The organism is Novosphingobium sp. ZN18A2, from assembly GCF_036784765.1.
Lineage (GTDB): Bacteria > Pseudomonadota > Alphaproteobacteria > Sphingomonadales > Sphingomonadaceae > Novosphingobium.
Genome location: NZ_CP136651.1, coordinates 1,730,225 through 1,747,474, shown reverse-complemented (window position 1 = coordinate 1,747,474; position 17,250 = coordinate 1,730,225). Strand labels below are relative to the sequence as shown.

General features: G+C 62.8%; 18 protein-coding genes. 8 read left to right on the top strand and 10 right to left on the bottom strand.

All coding sequences use genetic code 11. The annotated features are described in order from the left end of the window. Window positions 1-18: 18 nt before the first annotated feature. The 10 genes from RXV95_RS08470 to RXV95_RS08425 form a co-directional block, all read right to left on the bottom strand. Window positions 19-1,062: an FAD-dependent oxidoreductase gene (locus RXV95_RS08470; protein WP_338465616.1), complete on the bottom strand. Its 1,044-nt coding sequence runs from the start codon at window positions 1,060-1,062 to the stop codon at window positions 19-21. A gap of 4 nt (window positions 1,063-1,066) precedes the next feature. Then, window positions 1,067-2,425 (bottom strand): heterodisulfide reductase-related iron-sulfur binding cluster, encoded by a 1,359-nt coding sequence (locus RXV95_RS08465; protein WP_338465615.1) that lies wholly within the window; start codon window positions 2,423-2,425, stop codon window positions 1,067-1,069. Window positions 2,426-2,504: 79 nt separating this feature from the next. Further along, window positions 2,505-3,245, bottom strand: a complete 741-nt coding sequence (locus RXV95_RS08460) for a 4Fe-4S dicluster domain-containing protein (protein ID WP_338465614.1) — start codon at window positions 3,243-3,245, stop codon at window positions 2,505-2,507. A 47-nt stretch (window positions 3,246-3,292) separates the two neighbouring features. After that, window positions 3,293-3,670, bottom strand: a complete 378-nt coding sequence (locus RXV95_RS08455; RefSeq protein WP_338465613.1) for a DsrE/DsrF/DrsH-like family protein — start codon at window positions 3,668-3,670, stop codon at window positions 3,293-3,295. 128 nt (window positions 3,671-3,798) lie between these two features. Next, a complete protein-coding gene (locus RXV95_RS08450) occupies window positions 3,799-4,491 on the bottom strand; it encodes a hypothetical protein (RefSeq protein ID WP_338465612.1) in 693 nt (230 codons plus the stop codon). After that, complete coding sequence (locus tag RXV95_RS08445; RefSeq protein WP_338465611.1) at window positions 4,488-5,573, bottom strand: lipoate--protein ligase family protein; 1,086 nt, start codon at window positions 5,571-5,573, stop codon at window positions 4,488-4,490. Before RXV95_RS08445 ends, RXV95_RS08450 begins: the two co-directional genes overlap by 4 nt. Beyond that, window positions 5,570-6,877 carry a radical SAM protein gene (locus tag RXV95_RS08440; RefSeq protein WP_338465610.1) on the bottom strand — a complete coding sequence of 436 codons (1,308 nt, stop codon included), beginning with the start codon at window positions 6,875-6,877 and terminating at the stop codon, window positions 5,570-5,572. The genes RXV95_RS08445 and RXV95_RS08440 overlap by 4 nt, the downstream gene beginning before the upstream one ends. Then, the gene (locus RXV95_RS08435; RefSeq protein WP_338465609.1) at window positions 6,858-7,967 is read right to left on the bottom strand and encodes an NAD(P)/FAD-dependent oxidoreductase; all 1,110 of its coding nucleotides are present in this window, start codon (window positions 7,965-7,967) and stop codon (window positions 6,858-6,860) included. Before RXV95_RS08435 ends, RXV95_RS08440 begins: the two co-directional genes overlap by 20 nt. A gap of 10 nt (window positions 7,968-7,977) precedes the next feature. Then, window positions 7,978-9,021 carry a hypothetical protein gene (locus RXV95_RS08430; protein ID WP_338465608.1) on the bottom strand — a complete coding sequence of 348 codons (1,044 nt, stop codon included), beginning with the start codon at window positions 9,019-9,021 and terminating at the stop codon, window positions 7,978-7,980. 80 nt (window positions 9,022-9,101) lie between these two features. After that, a complete protein-coding gene (locus RXV95_RS08425) occupies window positions 9,102-10,217 on the bottom strand; it encodes a hypothetical protein (protein WP_338468534.1) in 1,116 nt (371 codons plus the stop codon). A 190-nt stretch (window positions 10,218-10,407) separates the two neighbouring features. Between RXV95_RS08425 and RXV95_RS08420 the strand changes: the two genes are divergently transcribed. From RXV95_RS08420 to RXV95_RS08385, 8 genes are all read left to right on the top strand, one after another. Then, complete coding sequence (locus RXV95_RS08420) at window positions 10,408-10,875, top strand: DsrE/DsrF/DrsH-like family protein (RefSeq protein WP_338465607.1); 468 nt, start codon at window positions 10,408-10,410, stop codon at window positions 10,873-10,875. 41 nt (window positions 10,876-10,916) lie between these two features. Beyond that, complete coding sequence (locus RXV95_RS08415; protein WP_338465606.1) at window positions 10,917-11,144, top strand: sulfurtransferase TusA family protein; 228 nt, start codon at window positions 10,917-10,919, stop codon at window positions 11,142-11,144. A gap of 124 nt (window positions 11,145-11,268) precedes the next feature. After that, entirely contained in the window at window positions 11,269-12,576 is a 1,308-nt protein-coding gene (locus tag RXV95_RS08410) for an outer membrane protein transport protein (RefSeq protein WP_338465605.1), read from the top strand. Window positions 12,577-12,629: 53 nt separating this feature from the next. Next, the gene (locus RXV95_RS08405) at window positions 12,630-13,673 is read left to right on the top strand and encodes a putative sulfate exporter family transporter (protein ID WP_338465604.1); all 1,044 of its coding nucleotides are present in this window, start codon (window positions 12,630-12,632) and stop codon (window positions 13,671-13,673) included. Window positions 13,674-13,720: 47 nt separating this feature from the next. Further along, window positions 13,721-14,974 carry a molybdopterin-dependent oxidoreductase gene (locus tag RXV95_RS08400; protein ID WP_338465603.1) on the top strand — a complete coding sequence of 418 codons (1,254 nt, stop codon included), beginning with the start codon at window positions 13,721-13,723 and terminating at the stop codon, window positions 14,972-14,974. After that, the gene (locus tag RXV95_RS08395; protein WP_338465602.1) at window positions 14,974-15,378 is read left to right on the top strand and encodes a hypothetical protein; all 405 of its coding nucleotides are present in this window, start codon (window positions 14,974-14,976) and stop codon (window positions 15,376-15,378) included. The genes RXV95_RS08400 and RXV95_RS08395 overlap by 1 nt, the downstream gene beginning before the upstream one ends. 59 nt (window positions 15,379-15,437) lie before the next feature. Continuing rightward, a complete protein-coding gene (locus RXV95_RS08390; RefSeq protein WP_338465601.1) occupies window positions 15,438-16,175 on the top strand; it encodes a hypothetical protein in 738 nt (245 codons plus the stop codon). A gap of 29 nt (window positions 16,176-16,204) precedes the next feature. Continuing rightward, the gene (locus tag RXV95_RS08385; protein ID WP_338465600.1) at window positions 16,205-17,209 is read left to right on the top strand and encodes a substrate-binding domain-containing protein; all 1,005 of its coding nucleotides are present in this window, start codon (window positions 16,205-16,207) and stop codon (window positions 17,207-17,209) included. The last annotated feature ends 41 nt before the right edge of the window (window positions 17,210-17,250 follow it).

Sequence of the window (17,250 nt, the reverse complement as noted above, 5' to 3'; positions counted from 1 at the left end):
GAGAACAGTCCCATCGGATCAGGCGGCGGTCAGCGACCGGACGAAGCCGAGCGCCGACATGGCAGCGCCCGCACCCTGGCTGATGGAATCGTCTATCGTCTCCGGCCCGGTGGCCGATCCGGCGACAAGCACGCCTTCGCGCGTGGTGCCGCCGAACACGCCATAGGTGTTCTGCCGGTCGATAAAGCCGTGGCTTTCAAGATCGATGCCGAACACGCTCGACAGCGTCATGTTGTCCGTATTCGGGTCCATGCCGATGGCGTGGACGACCATGTCGAACGGAATGGTGATCGGGCGCTTCACCAGCGTGTCCTCGCCCTTCACGATCACCTTGTCGCCGTCGCTCGTCACTTCGGCGATGCGCGCCTTGATGTACTTGACCTTGAACTCTTCCTGGCTGCGCCAATAGTACTTGGTTTCGAGCAGACCGAAGGTGCGGATGTCCATGTAGTAGATGTAGACATGGCAGTCCGGCAGTTCCTCGCGGATCTCCATCGCCATATTGGCGGAGACGGAGCAGCAGATCTTCGAACACCAGTCGCGGCCGATCTGGCGGTCGCGCGAACCGACGCAGAGCAGGATCGCGACGCGCTTGGGCGCCTCGCCGTTCGACGGGCGGCGCACGCCGGCCCCGCTAGAGATCATCTGTTCCACCTGGGTGGTCGTCACCACGTCCGGGAAACGGCCAAAGCCCCATTCCGGCTTGTTCACGCTGTCGAAGTGGGTGAAGCCGGTGCACAGCACCGCGGCGGGCGTCTTGAACGTGCGGCCGCCTTTCAGCGTTACCGAGAAATCGCCCGGCTTGCCGTCGAAGGTTTGCACCACGTCGCCGGTCACCACCTCGATATCGGCGTTGCCCGTCACGCGATCGACCATCGAACCGATCGCATCCTTGGCCCATTCGCCCGACGGCACCAGCTTGGCATAGCCCGAATGGATCGGCGCGCCGCCAAGGATATCGGTCTTTTCGACAAGGATGACCTTCTGACCCGCCGAAGCCAGCGAGTGCGCCGCACTCAGGCCGGCAGGGCCGCCGCCGACAACCAGAATAGGTTCACTCATTCCCTCACCCCTCGATCTGGTGCACCGGCTTGTAGCCCGGGCCACCTGTAATCATGCGACGCGGATCGTAGAGCGTCTCGCGCTCGCCGCCCGCCTGGATCTGCTCGAGATACTTTTCGAACTCGGCCTTCTTCGCTTCCCAGTCGATGCCCAGCTTTTCGAACAGCTTTTCGGTCGCCGAGGCGTGCCAGTGCGACTGGACGATCTTGTAGGGATGCGCACCGCACAGCAGCGCCGCGAACTGGATGTCGGCCAGCACCGGAAGCTCGTAATCCTTGCCTTCGGCCTTCCCGATCCACTGGTTCTTGTCGAGCGTGGTGATGCAGCCGGTATCGTGGCCGATCATCACGTCGCTCTTCGCTTCCTCGATGGCGACCTTGATCTTGCGGTCGATGGCGAAGCTGCGGGTGAACTCACGTTCGGAAATGATGTGGCGGAAGCCGAAGCCGCAGCAATCGTACCACGTCGAATAGTCGATCGCCTGCGCGCCCAGCGCCTCAACGACGCCGGTGGAAACCGCCACGCGATCCCCTTCCAGCACTTCCTCGTCATAGATCACGTCCTGCGGCACCATCTTGTACACGTGGCAGGCGGGGTGGATGGTCGCCCGGATGTTCGACGCGTCGATCACCTGGCGCTCTGCAATGCGCTTGCGCATCACGTGCACCCATTCCGAATAGTGGACGATCTCTTCGGGGATCAGCAGCTTGCCGTCGACAAGGCGGCCCAGCTTGCCGAGGATCTTCTTCACCTTCTCGCGCAACGTGGCAGAGCTGAGCAGGTAGCCGCGCACTTCCTTGTAGTTGCCGAACGAGGTGCCGCAGTGGACCAGCGGATAGTAATAGCCTTCCGGCTTGCCTTCCGCCTTCGCGGCCACATAGGCCTGGTGGAAATTGCGCAGGAATACCGCGGCAAGGCTTTCAAGGTTGCCGATGCCCGATCCGTGATAATTCCACGCGGTGCAGCTGGTCTGGTCCGTCTCGTCCAGATACTCCAGATCGAACTGGTTCATCATCCACAGCAGCGACGTGGGATAGCCGGGGATGTTGCCGCACTGGCCGCAGCTCTTGTGGTGCCACAACCGGTTGGTCGGGATCTTCTTGTCCCACCCGTAAAGCGTCTTCGCCATGACCGGCTGGTTGCCGTCATTCACGCGATGGACGACGATTTCGCCTTCCTTTTCAAGCTGCCACATCTGGTCTCGCACGTCATCGACGCGCTGCTTGGTGGTCAGCATGGCGCGCTTGTTGATGCGCTGTTCGACCCACGCGGTCGCAACCTGCGCATCGGCTGCGTTCAGGTTGCTGTCGCGCCATTCGGCGCCGTGGCCGGTAAAACGTTCTCCGCCGGTTCCGTTGGTCATCTTGTTTCTCCTTCCCCCGTCAACTGGGGCCCCGTCCAACTTTGGGGTTCGGCCCGGTTCGCAGGGCCGGTCGCGAAATTCAGTCGTCGTCCTGCTCGTCTAGGAAGTCTTCCCAGTCCTCGCGTTTCTCGTCCATGATGTCGGAAATCACGTCGAACAGGTTCTCGTCGATGGTCTCGAGCTGGTCGAGAACGCCGGTTTCTTCCCAGATCGTATAGAGTTCGACCGACGTCTTGAGGTTCGTTTCCCACGCGGTCTTGATCGTGTTGAGCGTGGGCATCGGGATGGCCGAGCGCAGCACCTTCAGTGGCGCATCGATCTTCGCGATGTTCGGCCCCCAGTCGGCGAAACCGTCCGGGTTGATCATGTCCGGCGAAAGCTGGTTGCCCGTGGAAATCAGCTTCAGCATCACGCGGCTGAACGGGCGAAGCACGTTCTTCGCGCTTTCCATGCCGTGCTTGATCGCCGTTTCGCGCATCAGCATGACCAGGCCGCCCGGCGAATTTTCGAACGGGCAACGCGCGGCGCAGGTATAGCACTGGGCGCAGGCCCAGATCTTTTCCTGCATCGCATCGTAGATGCCTTCGAGATTTTCGGTCCACAGCAGCTGCACGATCTCGCGCGGGCTGAAATCGTAATAGTGCGCCGCCGGGCACGTCGCCGTGCAGATGCCGCAGTTGAGGCAGCCGTTCAGCTCGTGATCGTAACGCTCATCCGCCTGGATATCGGCGAAGATCTCCTCAAGCGCATCGCGCGATACAATGGGATTGTCGGCGACCGGATCGCCAATGAACTCCTGAACTCGTGTGCCCGCGTGCATCCTGTCTCAGCTCCCCGGAGTGCCTGTTCTTGTTGCCCGGCCTCTCGTCAGTAGGTCATGACCTTGGTATCGCCTTCCATGACCTCTTCGATCAGGTAGGCACCGCCCACGATGCCTTCGCATTCGGGGATGAGGTCATCCTCGGTCATGTCGAACAGGTCGAGGTTGGGCGAACAGCAATAGAACTTGGCGCCCGCGTCGTGCGCGTCCTTGATGAAGTCGTACACGGTCTTGGGAGAGCCGGGCTTTACCACCAGGCTTTCCGCAACACCCTTCTTCATCAGGCGACCGGACGTGGCGGTGCAGATCACATCGACTTCGTATTCCATCGCCGCGGCGACGGTGGCCTGGAAGATCGGCGCGCCCAGCTCCTCGCCGTTGCGCGGGTCGGTATTGGCCATGACGATGATCAGCTTTTCCGCCATCAAATTCTCTCCTCTTGCAGTCCGCCTGTCGTTCGGATCGGTCCTGCATGCATTCTTGTGCGTGAGTCGTAGATTAGCATTTCAGATTTTTCTAATGCAAGCCCCAAGGGCCATTTCTTTGAAATGCTTCAAACCATCAGGCCGGTGACCGCCACCAGACCCGTCATAATGGGCACAAGCGCGTCCTCTATCCCGCGCTGGATGGCGCGAATCTGCGGAAGTTGCGCGGCGATTCCCTCGGGACTTTCCTCGAATTCCATCACCAGATCCTCGATCATGGCAACCTTCAGACCGGGGTGAAAAGTGAAACCGAACGCGGTTTCCCCCATCTGGAAGGCAAGCGGACGGCCATCCTCGTCACGCGCAAGGATTCGGGCGTGCGCCGGCGGGACCGCCCGGTCGCGGCCGTATGTGCAATAGGGAAACGTCTCCGGCACGTAACCGGCCAGCCCTTCCGGATCGTCGCGGCGCGCGGTGCCCACCCGGCATTCGAGCGGCGCGCGCTCGACCTTGCCTCCCGCCGCCAGCGCCACGATCTGCGCGCCCAGCCCGATGCCGATAACCAGCTTGTTGGCCATCATGCAGGAACGGGCCAGCGCCAGCTCTTCGGCCAGCGTTGGCAGGTCGCGCTCTCCGGCCGTTCCCCATGGCCCCGCGCCCAGCAGCACCAGCCCGTCTCCCACAAGGTCAAGGTCGGGGATCGGCACCGCGCCGGTGAACGGACGGACATAGCGGAAACGGATGCGGCGGCCCTCCAGATGGTCTTCCATCAGGCCCAGGTATTCCGCGCTGTCGTGCTGGATTACGGTAAGCGCCTTCATGCGTCGGCGGGAACCGGCTGTGCGGCGCGCGCGGCTTCGGCGGCCGCAATGAAATCGTCTGCGCCGATGGAAAGCAGGCCGCCGGGCGGAAGCGTGGCGAAATAGGCCCGGATCGCGTCGGCAAGGCCGTCCAGCGTCACGCGGCGAAGGCTCGATTCAAGATCGAACACGATGCGCGTCGGGGCCACGAAATAGTCCCCGGTGAACAGGATTTCACGCACGCGGTCATTCCCCGCGCCTTCAAGCCGCAAGTGCGCGCTGACGATGCCGCCCGCGCCGATGTGATGGCCCACGCGCATCCCGGCTTCGCGGCTCGCGCCGTCAATCTCGGCAACGAAATCGTCAGTGCCGATTTCCTCGTCGAAAGCGGCCCGCGCTTCTGCTTCTTCGGCTTCGGAAACGGATTCGGCGGTCAGGTCCAGCCCAAGGTTTTCGGCCAGCCCCGCCGCGATGGCGTCCTGCACCGCCTGAAGCGACGGCGCTTCGCCCAGCAACGCGGCAAGCGTGGTGACGCGGCTTGCCGCATCGTCAAGGTCGCGCTTGGCGAGCTTGGCCTTGGGAATGTTGAGCACCTGCCCGATCGTCGCCGGATCGAGGTCGACCAGCACCGTGCCCTGGAACATCAGCACGTTCCCGTCGAAGAAGCCGCCCGTGCCGCTGATCTTGCGTCCGTCCACCTCTATGTCGTTACGCGGGCGATAGCGGGCGTCGATGCCCAGCTTCGAAAGGCCCGCGGCGGCAGCCTCGCAGATGCGTCTGGTGATCTCGCCAAGATCGCAACCGGAAAAGACCGACCGGTCGCAGGTGATCGCCCAGCCTAGCTGCTGCGGATCGAGGTAGAGCGCACCGCCCCCGGTCATTCGCCGCACCGTGCCGATGCCGTGCTGCGCACAATAATCGAGGTTCAGTTCCAGGCTCAGGTCCTGATGCCGCCCCACCAGCGCGCTAGGCTGGAAATGGATGAAGCGCACGGTATCCCCGATCGCTCCCTGCTGGCGCAGCGAAATGATCGCCTGGTCCATGGCGATGTTCGCCCGGCCTTCGCGCAGGCCGGTGTCGATCAGGCGGAACGGGCGGGTCATTCGGCGGGCTGCGCGGTGATTTCCAGTTCCTCGTCCTCGACATAGGGATCGCCGGGCCGCTCGCAGTTCAACTGCTTGCGGATCAGGCGAAGGTCCGGCGCCTGCGGCTGGAACGGATAGCTGGCGATGTTCGACGGCGGGCTGTCACCATAGGGACGGTCGCAAGCCGAGATATCCTCGGCGAACTTGCCGGGGCAGCCGCTGGTGCGGAAAGCTATGCCGGCGTCGATAATCGAATCCACTTCGCCCGAAGGCAGGCCGAAGTCGGCGACGCGGCCTTCCTCGTCGAACTTCATCTGGTCCACGCGCACGCCGCAATAATCGATCATGTAGCGGGCAAGCTGCACGCGCCGCCACTGGTCGCGCGGGGTGGCCGGCAGGTGGTCCATCAGGCTGCCCTGCTCGGGGAAGAAACAGAACATGTGGCTGTGCCCGCCCATGTCGACCAGCTGCTGCACCAGATGCAGGATTTCGGCCTCTGTCTCGCCCATGCCCACGATGATGTGCGCGCCGAACTTCTGCGGCCCGAAGATGTCGCGCGCGTCTTCAAGGATTTCCCAGTATTTCGACCACTTATGCGGCGAGTTCACGCCCTTGCCGCGCGTGCGATCGAACAGCGCAGGCGTCGCGGCATCCAGCGCGACGGTGAAGATGTCCGATCCCATGTCGCGCAATTGCTGCACGTCCTGCCGCGTCATCGTGGTGGGGTTCGACAGGATGGAAATCGGGATCGCGTCGGGATCGACATGGTCGGTCCAGGTCTTGAGCACCGTCTTGGTATCGTCGTCCGAATTGGGATGCGTTATCATCGATATGCACATCCGGTGGAACGGCGAATTTTCAGGATCGCGCCCGACCGTCTCGGCAATCTGCTCCATCGGCACCGCAGGCCAGTCGACGCGGATGAAATTGCGGTCGGCATAGTTGCGATCCGCCTCGCGGTGGCGGGCAAGGCCGCAATAGGCGCAGTTGGCGCGGCACCCTTCGGGATAGGTCAGCAAAAGGTTCAGGCAACGGGTGCACGAACAGCGATGCATCTTGCCTGGCATGATGCCCAATGTGATGGCCGCCGCCGTGCTCATCTGCACGTATTCCGGACTGCGCATGTGCGGCGTCAGGATGTTGTTGTTAGGCAGGTAGGTGCCGGTAGGGCGTATGTCTGTCGCCTTCACCCGGCCGCCGTTGCGCAAGTCCTGCGGCGCTTCGCTGGGCGAGCGCGGCTGCATTGCGCCAAAGGCGTTGTAATCGCGGCCTTCGGCCCCGCTCGCGCCGGGCATTGCGCCTTCAGGCTTCAAGCAGCTCATCGTCTGTCTCCCCAGTGTCCTTGTAGTCTGCGGCCCAATAGGCCGGATATGCGATCCAGCTGCGGCGCAGCTGGTTGCGGTTCGGCTTGCCCTGCGCGAAACGGGCCATCAGCTCGTCGCGCCGGTCGACCGCGCGGCGCAAGGATGCGCCGAACAGGTCTTCGATATCGTCGTAATAGTCCGTCACGGCATCGTCGGCGCCACGCACCAAACGCGCTGCGGCTTCGCCCGCCATCTTGCCCGACTGGCAAGCCGCCGGAATCCCGGCGCCGGTAATCGGGTTGGTCAGCCCCGCGGCGTCTCCGGCCAGCAAGACCTGCACGTCACCCAGCCTGCCCGCGAAGCCGACAGGGCCGCCAACGGGTATCGCCCCGCCGGTATGGGACAGCACATCGCGGACGATCACGCCTTCGGTCTCAAGCTGGTCGAGCAGCAATTCCAGCGCGGGTTTCAGCCGGTCCTTGAACGCGCGATCCACGCCCAGCCCGACATTGGCGATATCGCCCTTGGGGAATACCCAGGCATAACCGCCGGGGATGTCTGCGCTCAGATAGATGTCGGTAGATGCCTGCGATTGCCGAAGCGGGACGGAAACCTGCCGCGTTTCGACAACCTCTGTATTCCGGCAGCCGATGGCCGCACCCACGCGCGACCGCGGGCCGTCCGCGCCCACCAGAACCCGCGCGAATATCCGCCGCCCGCCGGAAAGCGTCACGACGCCCGATCGGTCGATGCTTTCGACCTGCTCCGCAAACGAAACCCTTGCGCCCGCCGCTTCGGCCTGGCGCACCAGTTCCCGGTCGAAAGCCGCGCGGTCGATCATGCGGCCCCGAAAATCGTCGTTGTGGCGATCGTGCGTGTTCTCGACAAAGCTTTCCATCGCATCGATCGGCTGGACCTGGGTGAAAGTCACCGGGCCGCTTTCGATGCCCAGCATCATCGGCACGAATTCCGCGCATTGCACGGGCACGCCCGCCTCGCGCTTGCGATCGAACGCCATGACCCGCGCGCCGCTACGCGCGGCCGCGATCGCGGCGGAACTTCCCGCCGGACCGAGGCCGATCACCGCAACATCGCAGGTTTCGATCATGCCTGCACCATCACGCAGCGCAGAGCGCCTTGCCCGTGCTGTCCGCACCTTCGCCCAGCCCGGTCTTGATCGAGCAGCAGGAATGTTCCTGTTCGAACGTGCGCCCCGTCATGTTGGCAACAGCGACCGCGCCCTCGGCCGGGAATGCGATCCCGTCGAGCCCGGCCATCACCGCATAGGCATCGGTCACGCGTTTGTGCATCCCGGCCGGACGTGCGCAGCCAAGCAGCACTTTCTTGTCTGGCAGCCGTTCGCGCGATTCCATGAACATGCGCCCGATCTCATGCCGGTCGGGCGTCGCGAAAGTGCCCGCTTTGGCGTAGATATCCATGATGACGACGAGCACCAGGCTGTCGATGCCGTAACGCGAAACCATGTCGAACGCCGCCGGTTCTCCCAGCATCCGGCCATAGTGCAGGCCAAGCACGATGTGCGGCACAACGGACATGCTGGTGCCGCACAGCGCGGCCAGTGCGGCTTCGAAATCCTCTACCGGCCTGTCGAGGTGATAGACGTCTCGGATCGTCTCCTGCGCGCCGATCACGTCCATCATAGCGGAATCGACGCCCGCGCTTTCCATCCGCTTTGCCGCCGGTTCATCGACGAGCGCGGTATGGATCGCGATCTGGAGGAACGGAAAGTCCCGCTTCAACCCCTCGATCACGGGGTAGAATCGATCATAGTTGATCTCGTTCCTGCGGTTCGACCCGCCCGACAGCAGGAACCCGCGAAGACCCTGCAACATGATGAGGTCACGCACCTTGCGATCAAGCATGTCCGGCTTTGTGGCCGGGATCATCGGTTCGAGGATCTTTTTCTGGCAGTGGTCGCAATTCAGCGCGCATTCGCCTGCCGTGATCGAAAAGGCGGGGAAGCTGTTCTTGCCGCAGCCGGAAAGCTCTTCGGTCTTGTATTCCTTAAATGTGGGGCTGGAAAAGCGCAGCGATCGCGATCGGGCGCGCTCCGCATTGCGCTCCATCTCAGCGACAAGGCCTTCGTCGAAGGTGGCGTCTTCAAGCGCCTCTATCGCTTCAAGCCGGCTCAGCCAGTTCATCCCGCACCTCAATATGCTTTTTCTCTAATATAGCTTTGCACTACTTTGCCGGATCGCCAAGCGCTTTTCCGGAAAATCGCTCACCCGGCCGCAAAATCGGCGCAAGCGGCGGCTGCGCGCCGTTTCAATTCGTCGCGAACGCAGCCCGGCGCGGGCCTGTCAGCAACAGAGGCAAGCCACTGGGGGTCGATTTCATCCGAATCGACCAGGTCGCTTTCGAAGCTGCCGAGGAGCGCCGACGCCTCTGCCGTCAGCGGTGCCGACGGATCCTGGCGGGAAAGGCACGCCCAAAGTCCCGCCCACCCGCGCGTGACCGTCCAGGGGTTATAGCCCCCTCCTCCCAGCACAACGGCGTGCGGCGCCCATTCGCACGCCGTCATGACCGCACGCCAGAACGCGCCGTTGGTGACGGCCATGGCCGAAAGCGGATCGCCTTCCAGACAGTCCGCACCGGCGGTGATCACGATGGCCGCAGGGGCGATCCGCCGCGCATGATCGGCAATGGGGCCTTCGATGAGCCAGTCCATTTCGCTGTCGTTCAACCCGCGCGGCACGGCGATGTTAAGCGCGTTTATGGCCGAATCGGAATCGGGCAATCCGCTGTGCGGCCAACGTCCTTCCTCATGGATCGAAACGGTGCGAACATCCGGGTGGCCGGCAAAAAGCCCCTCCACCCCGTCGCCGTGGTGCGCGTCGATATCGAGATAGAGCACCGTTCCCACGTCGGCGTCGAGCAGGGTCGCGATCGCGAAAGCCGGATCATTGAAATAGCAGAACCCGCTCGCCCGGTCGCGCTTGCCGTGGTGCGTGCCGCCTGCCGGATGAAAGGCCACCGCGCCACCCAGCGCCGCCCGCGCCGCGGCGATGGAACCGCCCACCGTTGCCGACGCCCGCGTGAACAGCGCCGGAAAGATCGGGTTTTCCATCGTTCCGAAATCATAGCGTGCGCGCGCTTCGGCGCTGACCTTCCCGGTGCTCACCGCCATGTCCAGTGCGTTTACATAATCGGCGTCATGAAAGCGCAGCAAGGTGTCGCGGCTCGGCAGGTCGGCATTCACAACCGATTCGGATTCGAGCCACCCCATCGCGCTCGCAAGCCTGCGCACGTTGGCCTGCCGGGCAAAGGCGAGCGGGTGCATCGTGCCCCACGCGGCGGAGGAAAAGACCGGATGATCAATGAAAACCGCTTTGCGCACGGTCAATGTAGCGTCCTCCCGAATACGTTATTGCATACCCTCTAAATAAGCACTTGCGCATGAACGCGGAAGCGGTTTGTATATAGCAAAGGGTGGAAACCCTGTGAGGAAGGGTGCGCCAGGGCCAAAACCGGCGCCTGAAGCTGGGAGATTACCGATGGCAGATGCCGAACTTCCTAACGGAAAGTCCATGACGATTATCGTCACGAAGGGCACGCTCGACTGGGCGTATCCACCGTTCATTCTTGCCACCACCGCCGCGGCGATGGACGTGAACGTGACCATGTTCTTCACGTTCTACGGGCTGGGCCTGCTCAAGAAGGATCTCGACCTCACCGTCAATCCTCTGGGCAACACGGCGATGGAAATGCCCATGATGGGCGGCCACATGAAGATGCCCAACATCATCGGCATGCTGCCGGGGATGACCGGTCTTGCAACCGGCATGATGAAGGACATGATCAAGAAGAAAGGTGTCGCCTCTATCGAGGATCTGCGCGAAGCGGCGCAGCTTTCCGACGTGAACCTGATCGCCTGCCAGATGACCATGGACCTGTTCGAATACAAGAACTCCGACATGATCGACGACATCGAGTACGCGGGGGCAGCGACCTATATGGAACGAGCGCTGACCTCGGACATCAACCTTTATATCTGACCGCCCGGCGCGGTTGAAACTGCCCTGAAAGGAAATGCCAAATGGCCGATGACACCCTGGACGCAAAGGGGCTGAACTGCCCGCTTCCCATCCTCAAGGCCAAGAAGGCGCTGGCCGCGATGGACAACGGCAAGCAGCTTGAAATCCTTGCGACCGATCCGGGTTCCGTGAAGGATTTCGAAGCCTTCTGCCGCACCACGGGCAACAAGATGGTCGAACAGGGACAGGACGGAAACGTCTATCGGTTCATCATAGAACGGGTCGCCTGACACCAGGCGGCCCGACCAGCCTTCACGCCTTTGGGAGAGGGCGCGACAAGGACCATGCATGGCGCGCTGGAGAAGCGCCGCGCAAGGAAACCCCGAAAAAGCAAATATGTGAAAGGGCGTTATTATGGTTCGATTCAAGAAGGGCGCATGGTTGTTCGCCACGGCCGCGGCGACCGTGCTCGCCCCGGCGGCGGCGCATGCGACGGACGGATATTTCCTCAACGGCATCAGCATAACCGACAAGGGACAGGCCGGTGCAGGCGTCGCCAATCCGGAAACGCCGCTGACGCTTGGCGTGAACCCGGCGGGCATCGCGGAAATCGACAGCCAGGTGGAAATCGGCGCGTCGCTGTTCATGCCGCGCCGCCAATTCACCGGTTCGGGCGATCCCGGCTTCACGCCAAGCGGCACTGTGAAGAGCGGCAGCAAGTACTTCATCTTGCCCAGCGCGGCGGCTTCGTGGAAGCTTGACGACAATTCGGCCATCGGTGTTGCCGTGTTCGGCAATGGCGGGCTCAACACCAATTACGGTGAAACGCCCAACCCGGCCTGTGTCTCTCCACCCCTTCCCGCATCCACCGGCGTATTCTGCGGCGGCGGAACCGGGGTCAACCTGATCCAGGCTTTCGTTTCGGTCGGTTATGCGCGCAAGTTCGGAGATCACCTGACCGTCGGCGTCGCGCCCGTTTTCGGAATGCAGATATTCCACGCCGCCGGCCTCGCCGCGTTTTCATATGACATGAGCGGCAATCCGCTGACCGTCGATCCCACCAAGCTGACCAACAACGGCAACAGCACCTCTTCGGGCTTCGGCGTGCGCGTGGGCGCACTGGTCAAGATCACGCCAGCGATCAAGCTGGGCGCGTCGTACCAGACCAAGATGAACATGAGCCGGTTCAAGAAATATGCCGGCCTGTTCGAAAACGGCGGCGATTTCGACATTCCGTCGAACTACACGGTGGGCCTGTCCATCTCGCCCACGCCGATGGTCACGTTCATGGCCGATTACCGCCGCATCAACTATTCGGATGTCCCGGCGGTTTCGAACTCGTCGCTTACACCCGCGCAGTTCGGTTCTGTCGGCGGCCCCGGCTTCGGCTGGAAGGACACCAACGAATACAAGTTCGGTCTGGTCGTGCGCCCGTCGCAACGGCTGACGCTGCGCGCCGGCATGGCGTTCAACGACAACCCGGTTCCGTCCAGCGACGCGACGATCAACATCCTCGCCCCGGGCGTTTCGGACCAGCACTATACCGCAGGGCTCGGCTTCGCGACGGGTGAGCGCAGCGCGATCAACCTCGCCTTCGTCTTCTCGCCGGATTCGACGACGAACGGATTTGAAGTAACCCCCGCCGGCCCAAATCCGGGCCACCTGATCCAGCTGAAAATGCACCAGTACGAACTGGGCATCGGCTGGTCGCACAAGTTCTGAGCGGTGGGACGCCTTCGGAACTTTGACGGGGATACCACGGGGGGAAATATCCGATGACGTCCGCCACTCCGGGCAGTGCATCGCCCGGCAAGCGCAACCCGGCCGCATGGGGCGGCTGGCTTGCCACGAATTATCCGGGCGTGCTGATCGCCGCTGTCGGCGGCATCTGTTCAGAAGCGATCAGCCAGCACTATGGCGCGCCGCCGATGCTGATCGCCTTGCTGATCGGGCTTGCCATCCACTTCACCTACGATCTGGAAAAGATCCGGCCCGGCATCAACTGGTCGGCGCGCAATGTCCTGCGTTACGGCGTTGCCCTGCTGGGGCTGAAGATCGCGCTGGCCGATATCATCTCCATCGGCCTTTCGCCGCTGTTGCTGGTGATCGGCGCGATGGCGGTGACGATGGTGACGGGTGCGCTCGGCGCGCGGGCGCTGGGCCTCAGCCGCGAATTCGGGGCGCTTTCGGGCGGTTCGGTATCGGTTTGCGGCGCATCGGCCGCAGCCGCGGTGTCCAGCGTCCTGCCGCAGGACAAGGAAAGCGAACGGTCGCTGGCCGTGGTTATCGCGGTCGTCACGCTAATGGCGACGATCGCGATGATTTTCTATCCCCTGCTGGTCACCGCGCTGAACCTCACCCCGCAGGACATGGGCGTGATCCTTGGCGGCACGATCCACGACGTTGCGCAGGTCGTTGCGGCCGGCAACGCGATCTCGCCCGAAGTCGGAACGCTTGCCACCTTCGTGAAGCTTGTGCGCGTGGCGATGCTGCTGCCGATCGTGATGGGCGTGTTCTTCTGGCTGGGGCGCGGTCAGCAACAGCACGCGTCCGGGCAGAAAGTTTCGTACATTCCGGGATTCCTGGTGGCATTCTTCGTCTTCGCGGCACTCAACAGTGCGGCGGTCGTGCCCAAGGAACTGACGCTGTGGGGCACAACCGCGTCGCACTATTTCCTTGTCATCGCGATCACCGCGATCGGCGTGAAGACCGACCTCAAGAGCGTGCTCGAAGTGGGCTGGCGCCCGTTCGTGCTGATCGTCATCGAAACACTGGTGATGCTCGCCGTCGTGCTTGGCGGCGTGCTGCTGATGCACTGATCGTCCGGCAAGGGCGAAAGTCCAAAGGAAAGATGGGAGACCGACCGATGGACAAATTCGACAGCAGGCTGGCAACCATCCTGTCACGCCGACGCCTTATGGGTGCTGCCGGGATTGGCGGCGCGGGCCTGGCAACTGCACCGCTGTGGGCGCAGGCGATGAAGACCATCGACCTCCGCCTGCCCGGCAAGCCTTCCACGCGGCCGCTGACATCGTCCTTTCCCACGAAGGGAGAAATGGTGCTGCACCGCGTCCGCGGCCCGCTGCTGGAAACGCCGTTCGAGGTTTACAACGACGGAATCATCACGCCGAACGACAGGTTCTTCGTCCGCTGGCACTGGGCCACGGAACCCACTGCCGTCGACGTGGACAGCTTCCGCCTCAAGGTGCGCGGGCACGTGGACAAGGAAATCGAGATCACGCTCGACGATCTGCTGCACAAGTTCGACCGCATCGAATACATGGCGGTCAATCAGTGTTCGGGCAATTCGCGCGGTCTGTTCCAGCCCAATGTGACCGGCGGCGAATGGGGCAATGGCGCGATGGGCAACGCGCGCTGGACCGGCGTACGCCTGAAGGACGTGCTGGACCGGGCCGGTGTGAAATCGGGCGCGGTGGACGTGCGCTTCGGCGGGCTGGACGATGCGATGGTTCCCGATGCCCCCAAGTTCCTGAAATCGCTTACGGTCGACCACGCGCGCGACGGCGAGGTGATGATCGCCTTCGCCATGAACGGAGAGCAGCTTCCCCTGCTAAACGGCTTCCCGCTGCGGCTGGTCGTGCCGGGATGGTATTCGACCTATTGGATGAAGGCGCTGAATGACATCGAAGTGCTGGACCACACCGATGACCAGTTCTGGATGGCCAAGGCATACCAGATTCCAAAGACGCCCTTCGCCAACATCGCGCCCGGAACACAGGATTTTGAGAAAGAGCCCATCAACAAGATGGTCCCGCGCTCGTTCGTGACCAACCTGAAGGACGGCCAGGCGATCAAGCCCGATGCGCCGCTGGCACTGTCCGGCATCGCCTTTGGCGGGAACACCGGCGTGGCCAAGGTGGAAGTTTCGACCGATGGCGGCAAGTCGTGGAAGTTGGCGACGCTTGGCAAGGACGCGGGCAAATACAGCTTCCGGCGCTTCGATGCGACCGTCGATGCACCGCAAGGCGGGACTTTGGCCGTCAGTTGCCGCTGCACCAACAGCGATGGCGTGGCGCAGCCGATGGACATGGTCTGGAACCCGGGCGGCTATATGCAATGCGGGGTCGAAACGATCACGCTGAAGGCGGGAGAAGCGTGATGCGCATACCCCCTCTCCTCGCCGCGATTGCACTCCTTTCGCTCGCCGCTTGTTCGAAAGGCGGGTCCGGCGGCGATACCGACACGGCGGGAGGCAAACTGCCCGCCGACTTCAAACTGACGTCGGCCAGCATCGAAATGCCCGACGGCGCGGAAGAAGAGTTTCCCGCCGGTCCCGATGTCGATGCTATGAACAACAACTGCCGCGCCTGCCACTCACCCTCGATGGTGCTCGTACAGCCTCCGCTCACGCGCGGGGAATGGACGAAGACGGTCGACAAGATGCGGCACACCTTCATGGCGCCGGTGCCCGACAGCGAAGTGCCGAAAATCCTGAACTATCTCGATGACCTCAGCACCCGGGAACGCGCGAAACTTGCCGATCCTTCGGAAGGGAACACCTGACGCCGTCCCGAATTTTTCAATTAGCTCGCGTGCCGGGGGGCCGCAGAGGAGAAAACCCAATGCTTGAATCCGATCGCCGCTCGGCCCTTGCCGCCCTGGCAACTATCGCCGCCGCCGCGCCCGCCGCGGCCAGCGCCGCCACAATGAGCGCCCCCGTTTCCGGCGCGGATTTCGCAAAGCGTCTGGCCGCCGCGCCGCGCAAGCGCGATTATACCACATGCCCGATGGTGCTGGACAATCCCGGCCAATGGGACAGCGAAGCGCTCAGCCTCGTCATCGGGCATCCCGGCAAGGCGAAGCAGGTGTGGGATAATTCCGACATCCACGGAGCATGGCTCAACCTCATGCGCAATTCGCTCAACGCGCAGCGTTTTTCGTTTCAGCATCCCGATTTCTTTGCGGTATCCGCCACACACGGCTCCGCGCACCTGGCTCTGTTCGACCAGCAGATGTGGGACAAGTACAAGCTGACCGACCTTGCCGGGGACAAGTTCCCCACCAACACCGTGCTGGGCAAGCCGATGCAGATCGATGCAACGTCGCACCAGGACCCCGCCGGGCCGTTCAGCCCCGCCGGCAACTCCATCAGCGTGTTGCAGCAGCGCGGCGTGGTGTTCCTCGCCTGCCACAACGCGATCTGGGAGATCGCGCACAAACTGTCCGTTGCCGGCAAGGGCGAACATGAAGCGATCGCGGTCGATCTTACCAACCACCTGATCCCCGGCGTCGTTCTAACCCCCGGCATCGTGGCCACCATCGTCGAACTGGCCGACGCAGGCTTCGTCTACAGCAAGTGACCGCCAGGCGGCCAGGAAGAAGCGAACCGATGGCTTTTCGCAGGATAATCCTCTCGCTCGCGGCAACCGGAGCGGCGCTTTGCGCGTTGTCTCCGGCAATGGCGCAAGACACGTCAAACGACTGGACGCTGCCGCGCGATGCGCACGAAGCGGCCTATCCCCCGTGGCAGAACGGGCGCAACAACGATGCCCAGCCGCGCGGCTTCACCTTCACCGTGCCCGAGGTCGACAACCTGCCGGACCTCCACGGCTCGCCACAAACGGCGAAGCTGGTGATCTATGTGGGCGGCAACTACTATTTCGCGATGGCGCAACTGGTCGAACGTTTCGAAAAGCTGCACCCGGAATACAAAAGCCGACTTTATTGGGAAACGTTGCCCCCCGGTTTGCTGATGCACCAGATCCGCGCCGGTGGCCGGATTACGGTCGGTAACATGACCTGGTGGGCACCCGCTGACGTCTACCTTGCTGGCGCAAAACGGGTTCAGGCCGCCGTCGATGAAGGCATCGCAACGGGGCCGGTGGTCCGTTATGCGACCAATACGCTGACGATCATGGTTCCCAAGGGAAATCCCGCGCACGCAAGATCGCTGAACGATCTTGGTGCGGCGAAGATCAGGCTGGTCATGCCCAATCCCGAGTTCGAGGGCGTTGCCCGTCAGATCGAAAAGGCGCTGTCGAATGCGGGCGGCGATGCGCTGGTGCAGAAGGTTTACAAGACCAAGGTTGCCGACGGCACCACCCGGTTGACGCAGATTCACCACCGACAGTCGCCTCTGTTCATGATGACCGGGCGCGCGCAGGCGGGCGTCACGTGGAAATCGGAAGCGATCTTCCAGGAAGAGATCGGCAATCCTATCGAGGACGTCGACATTCCCGCCAGCCAGAACGCGACCGGCATCTATGCCGGCGCGATTGTGACCAACGCGCCGCATCCCGAAGCGGCGCAGATGTGGCTCGATTTCCTGCGCAGCGAACCGGCGCAGGAGGTGTTTCACCATTTCGGCTTCAAGAGCTGGACCGGCGAGCCATAGCCTCCGTCCGGGCCTGACACGGACCGGCGATGCGCGTCGCC

Bases quoted from the DNA above. Each gene is read 5' to 3' on its own strand.
- RXV95_RS08405 (WP_338465604.1), top strand. From the start codon at position 12,630: ATGACGTCCGCCACTCCGGGCAGTGCATCGCCCGGCAAGCGCAACCCG.
- RXV95_RS08435 (WP_338465609.1), bottom strand. From the start codon at position 7,967: ATGATCGAAACCTGCGATGTTGCGGTGATCGGCCTCGGTCCGGCGGGA.
- RXV95_RS08390 (WP_338465601.1), top strand. From the start codon at position 15,438: ATGCTTGAATCCGATCGCCGCTCGGCCCTTGCCGCCCTGGCAACTATC.
- RXV95_RS08415 (WP_338465606.1), top strand. From the start codon at position 10,917: ATGGCCGATGACACCCTGGACGCAAAGGGGCTGAACTGCCCGCTTCCC.
- RXV95_RS08400 (WP_338465603.1), top strand. From the start codon at position 13,721: ATGGACAAATTCGACAGCAGGCTGGCAACCATCCTGTCACGCCGACGC.
- RXV95_RS08410 (WP_338465605.1), top strand. From the start codon at position 11,269: ATGGTTCGATTCAAGAAGGGCGCATGGTTGTTCGCCACGGCCGCGGCG.
- RXV95_RS08395 (WP_338465602.1), top strand. From the start codon at position 14,974: ATGCGCATACCCCCTCTCCTCGCCGCGATTGCACTCCTTTCGCTCGCC.
- RXV95_RS08465 (WP_338465615.1), bottom strand. From the start codon at position 2,425: ATGACCAACGGAACCGGCGGAGAACGTTTTACCGGCCACGGCGCCGAA.
- RXV95_RS08420 (WP_338465607.1), top strand. From the start codon at position 10,408: ATGACGATTATCGTCACGAAGGGCACGCTCGACTGGGCGTATCCACCG.
- RXV95_RS08460 (WP_338465614.1), bottom strand. From the start codon at position 3,245: ATGCACGCGGGCACACGAGTTCAGGAGTTCATTGGCGATCCGGTCGCC.
- RXV95_RS08445 (WP_338465611.1), bottom strand. From the start codon at position 5,573: ATGACCCGCCCGTTCCGCCTGATCGACACCGGCCTGCGCGAAGGCCGG.
- RXV95_RS08455 (WP_338465613.1), bottom strand. From the start codon at position 3,670: ATGGCGGAAAAGCTGATCATCGTCATGGCCAATACCGACCCGCGCAAC.
- RXV95_RS08440 (WP_338465610.1), bottom strand. From the start codon at position 6,877: ATGAGCTGCTTGAAGCCTGAAGGCGCAATGCCCGGCGCGAGCGGGGCC.
- RXV95_RS08385 (WP_338465600.1), top strand. From the start codon at position 16,205: ATGGCTTTTCGCAGGATAATCCTCTCGCTCGCGGCAACCGGAGCGGCG.
- RXV95_RS08470 (WP_338465616.1), bottom strand. From the start codon at position 1,062: ATGAGTGAACCTATTCTGGTTGTCGGCGGCGGCCCTGCCGGCCTGAGT.
- RXV95_RS08430 (WP_338465608.1), bottom strand. From the start codon at position 9,021: ATGAACTGGCTGAGCCGGCTTGAAGCGATAGAGGCGCTTGAAGACGCC.
- RXV95_RS08450 (WP_338465612.1), bottom strand. From the start codon at position 4,491: ATGAAGGCGCTTACCGTAATCCAGCACGACAGCGCGGAATACCTGGGC.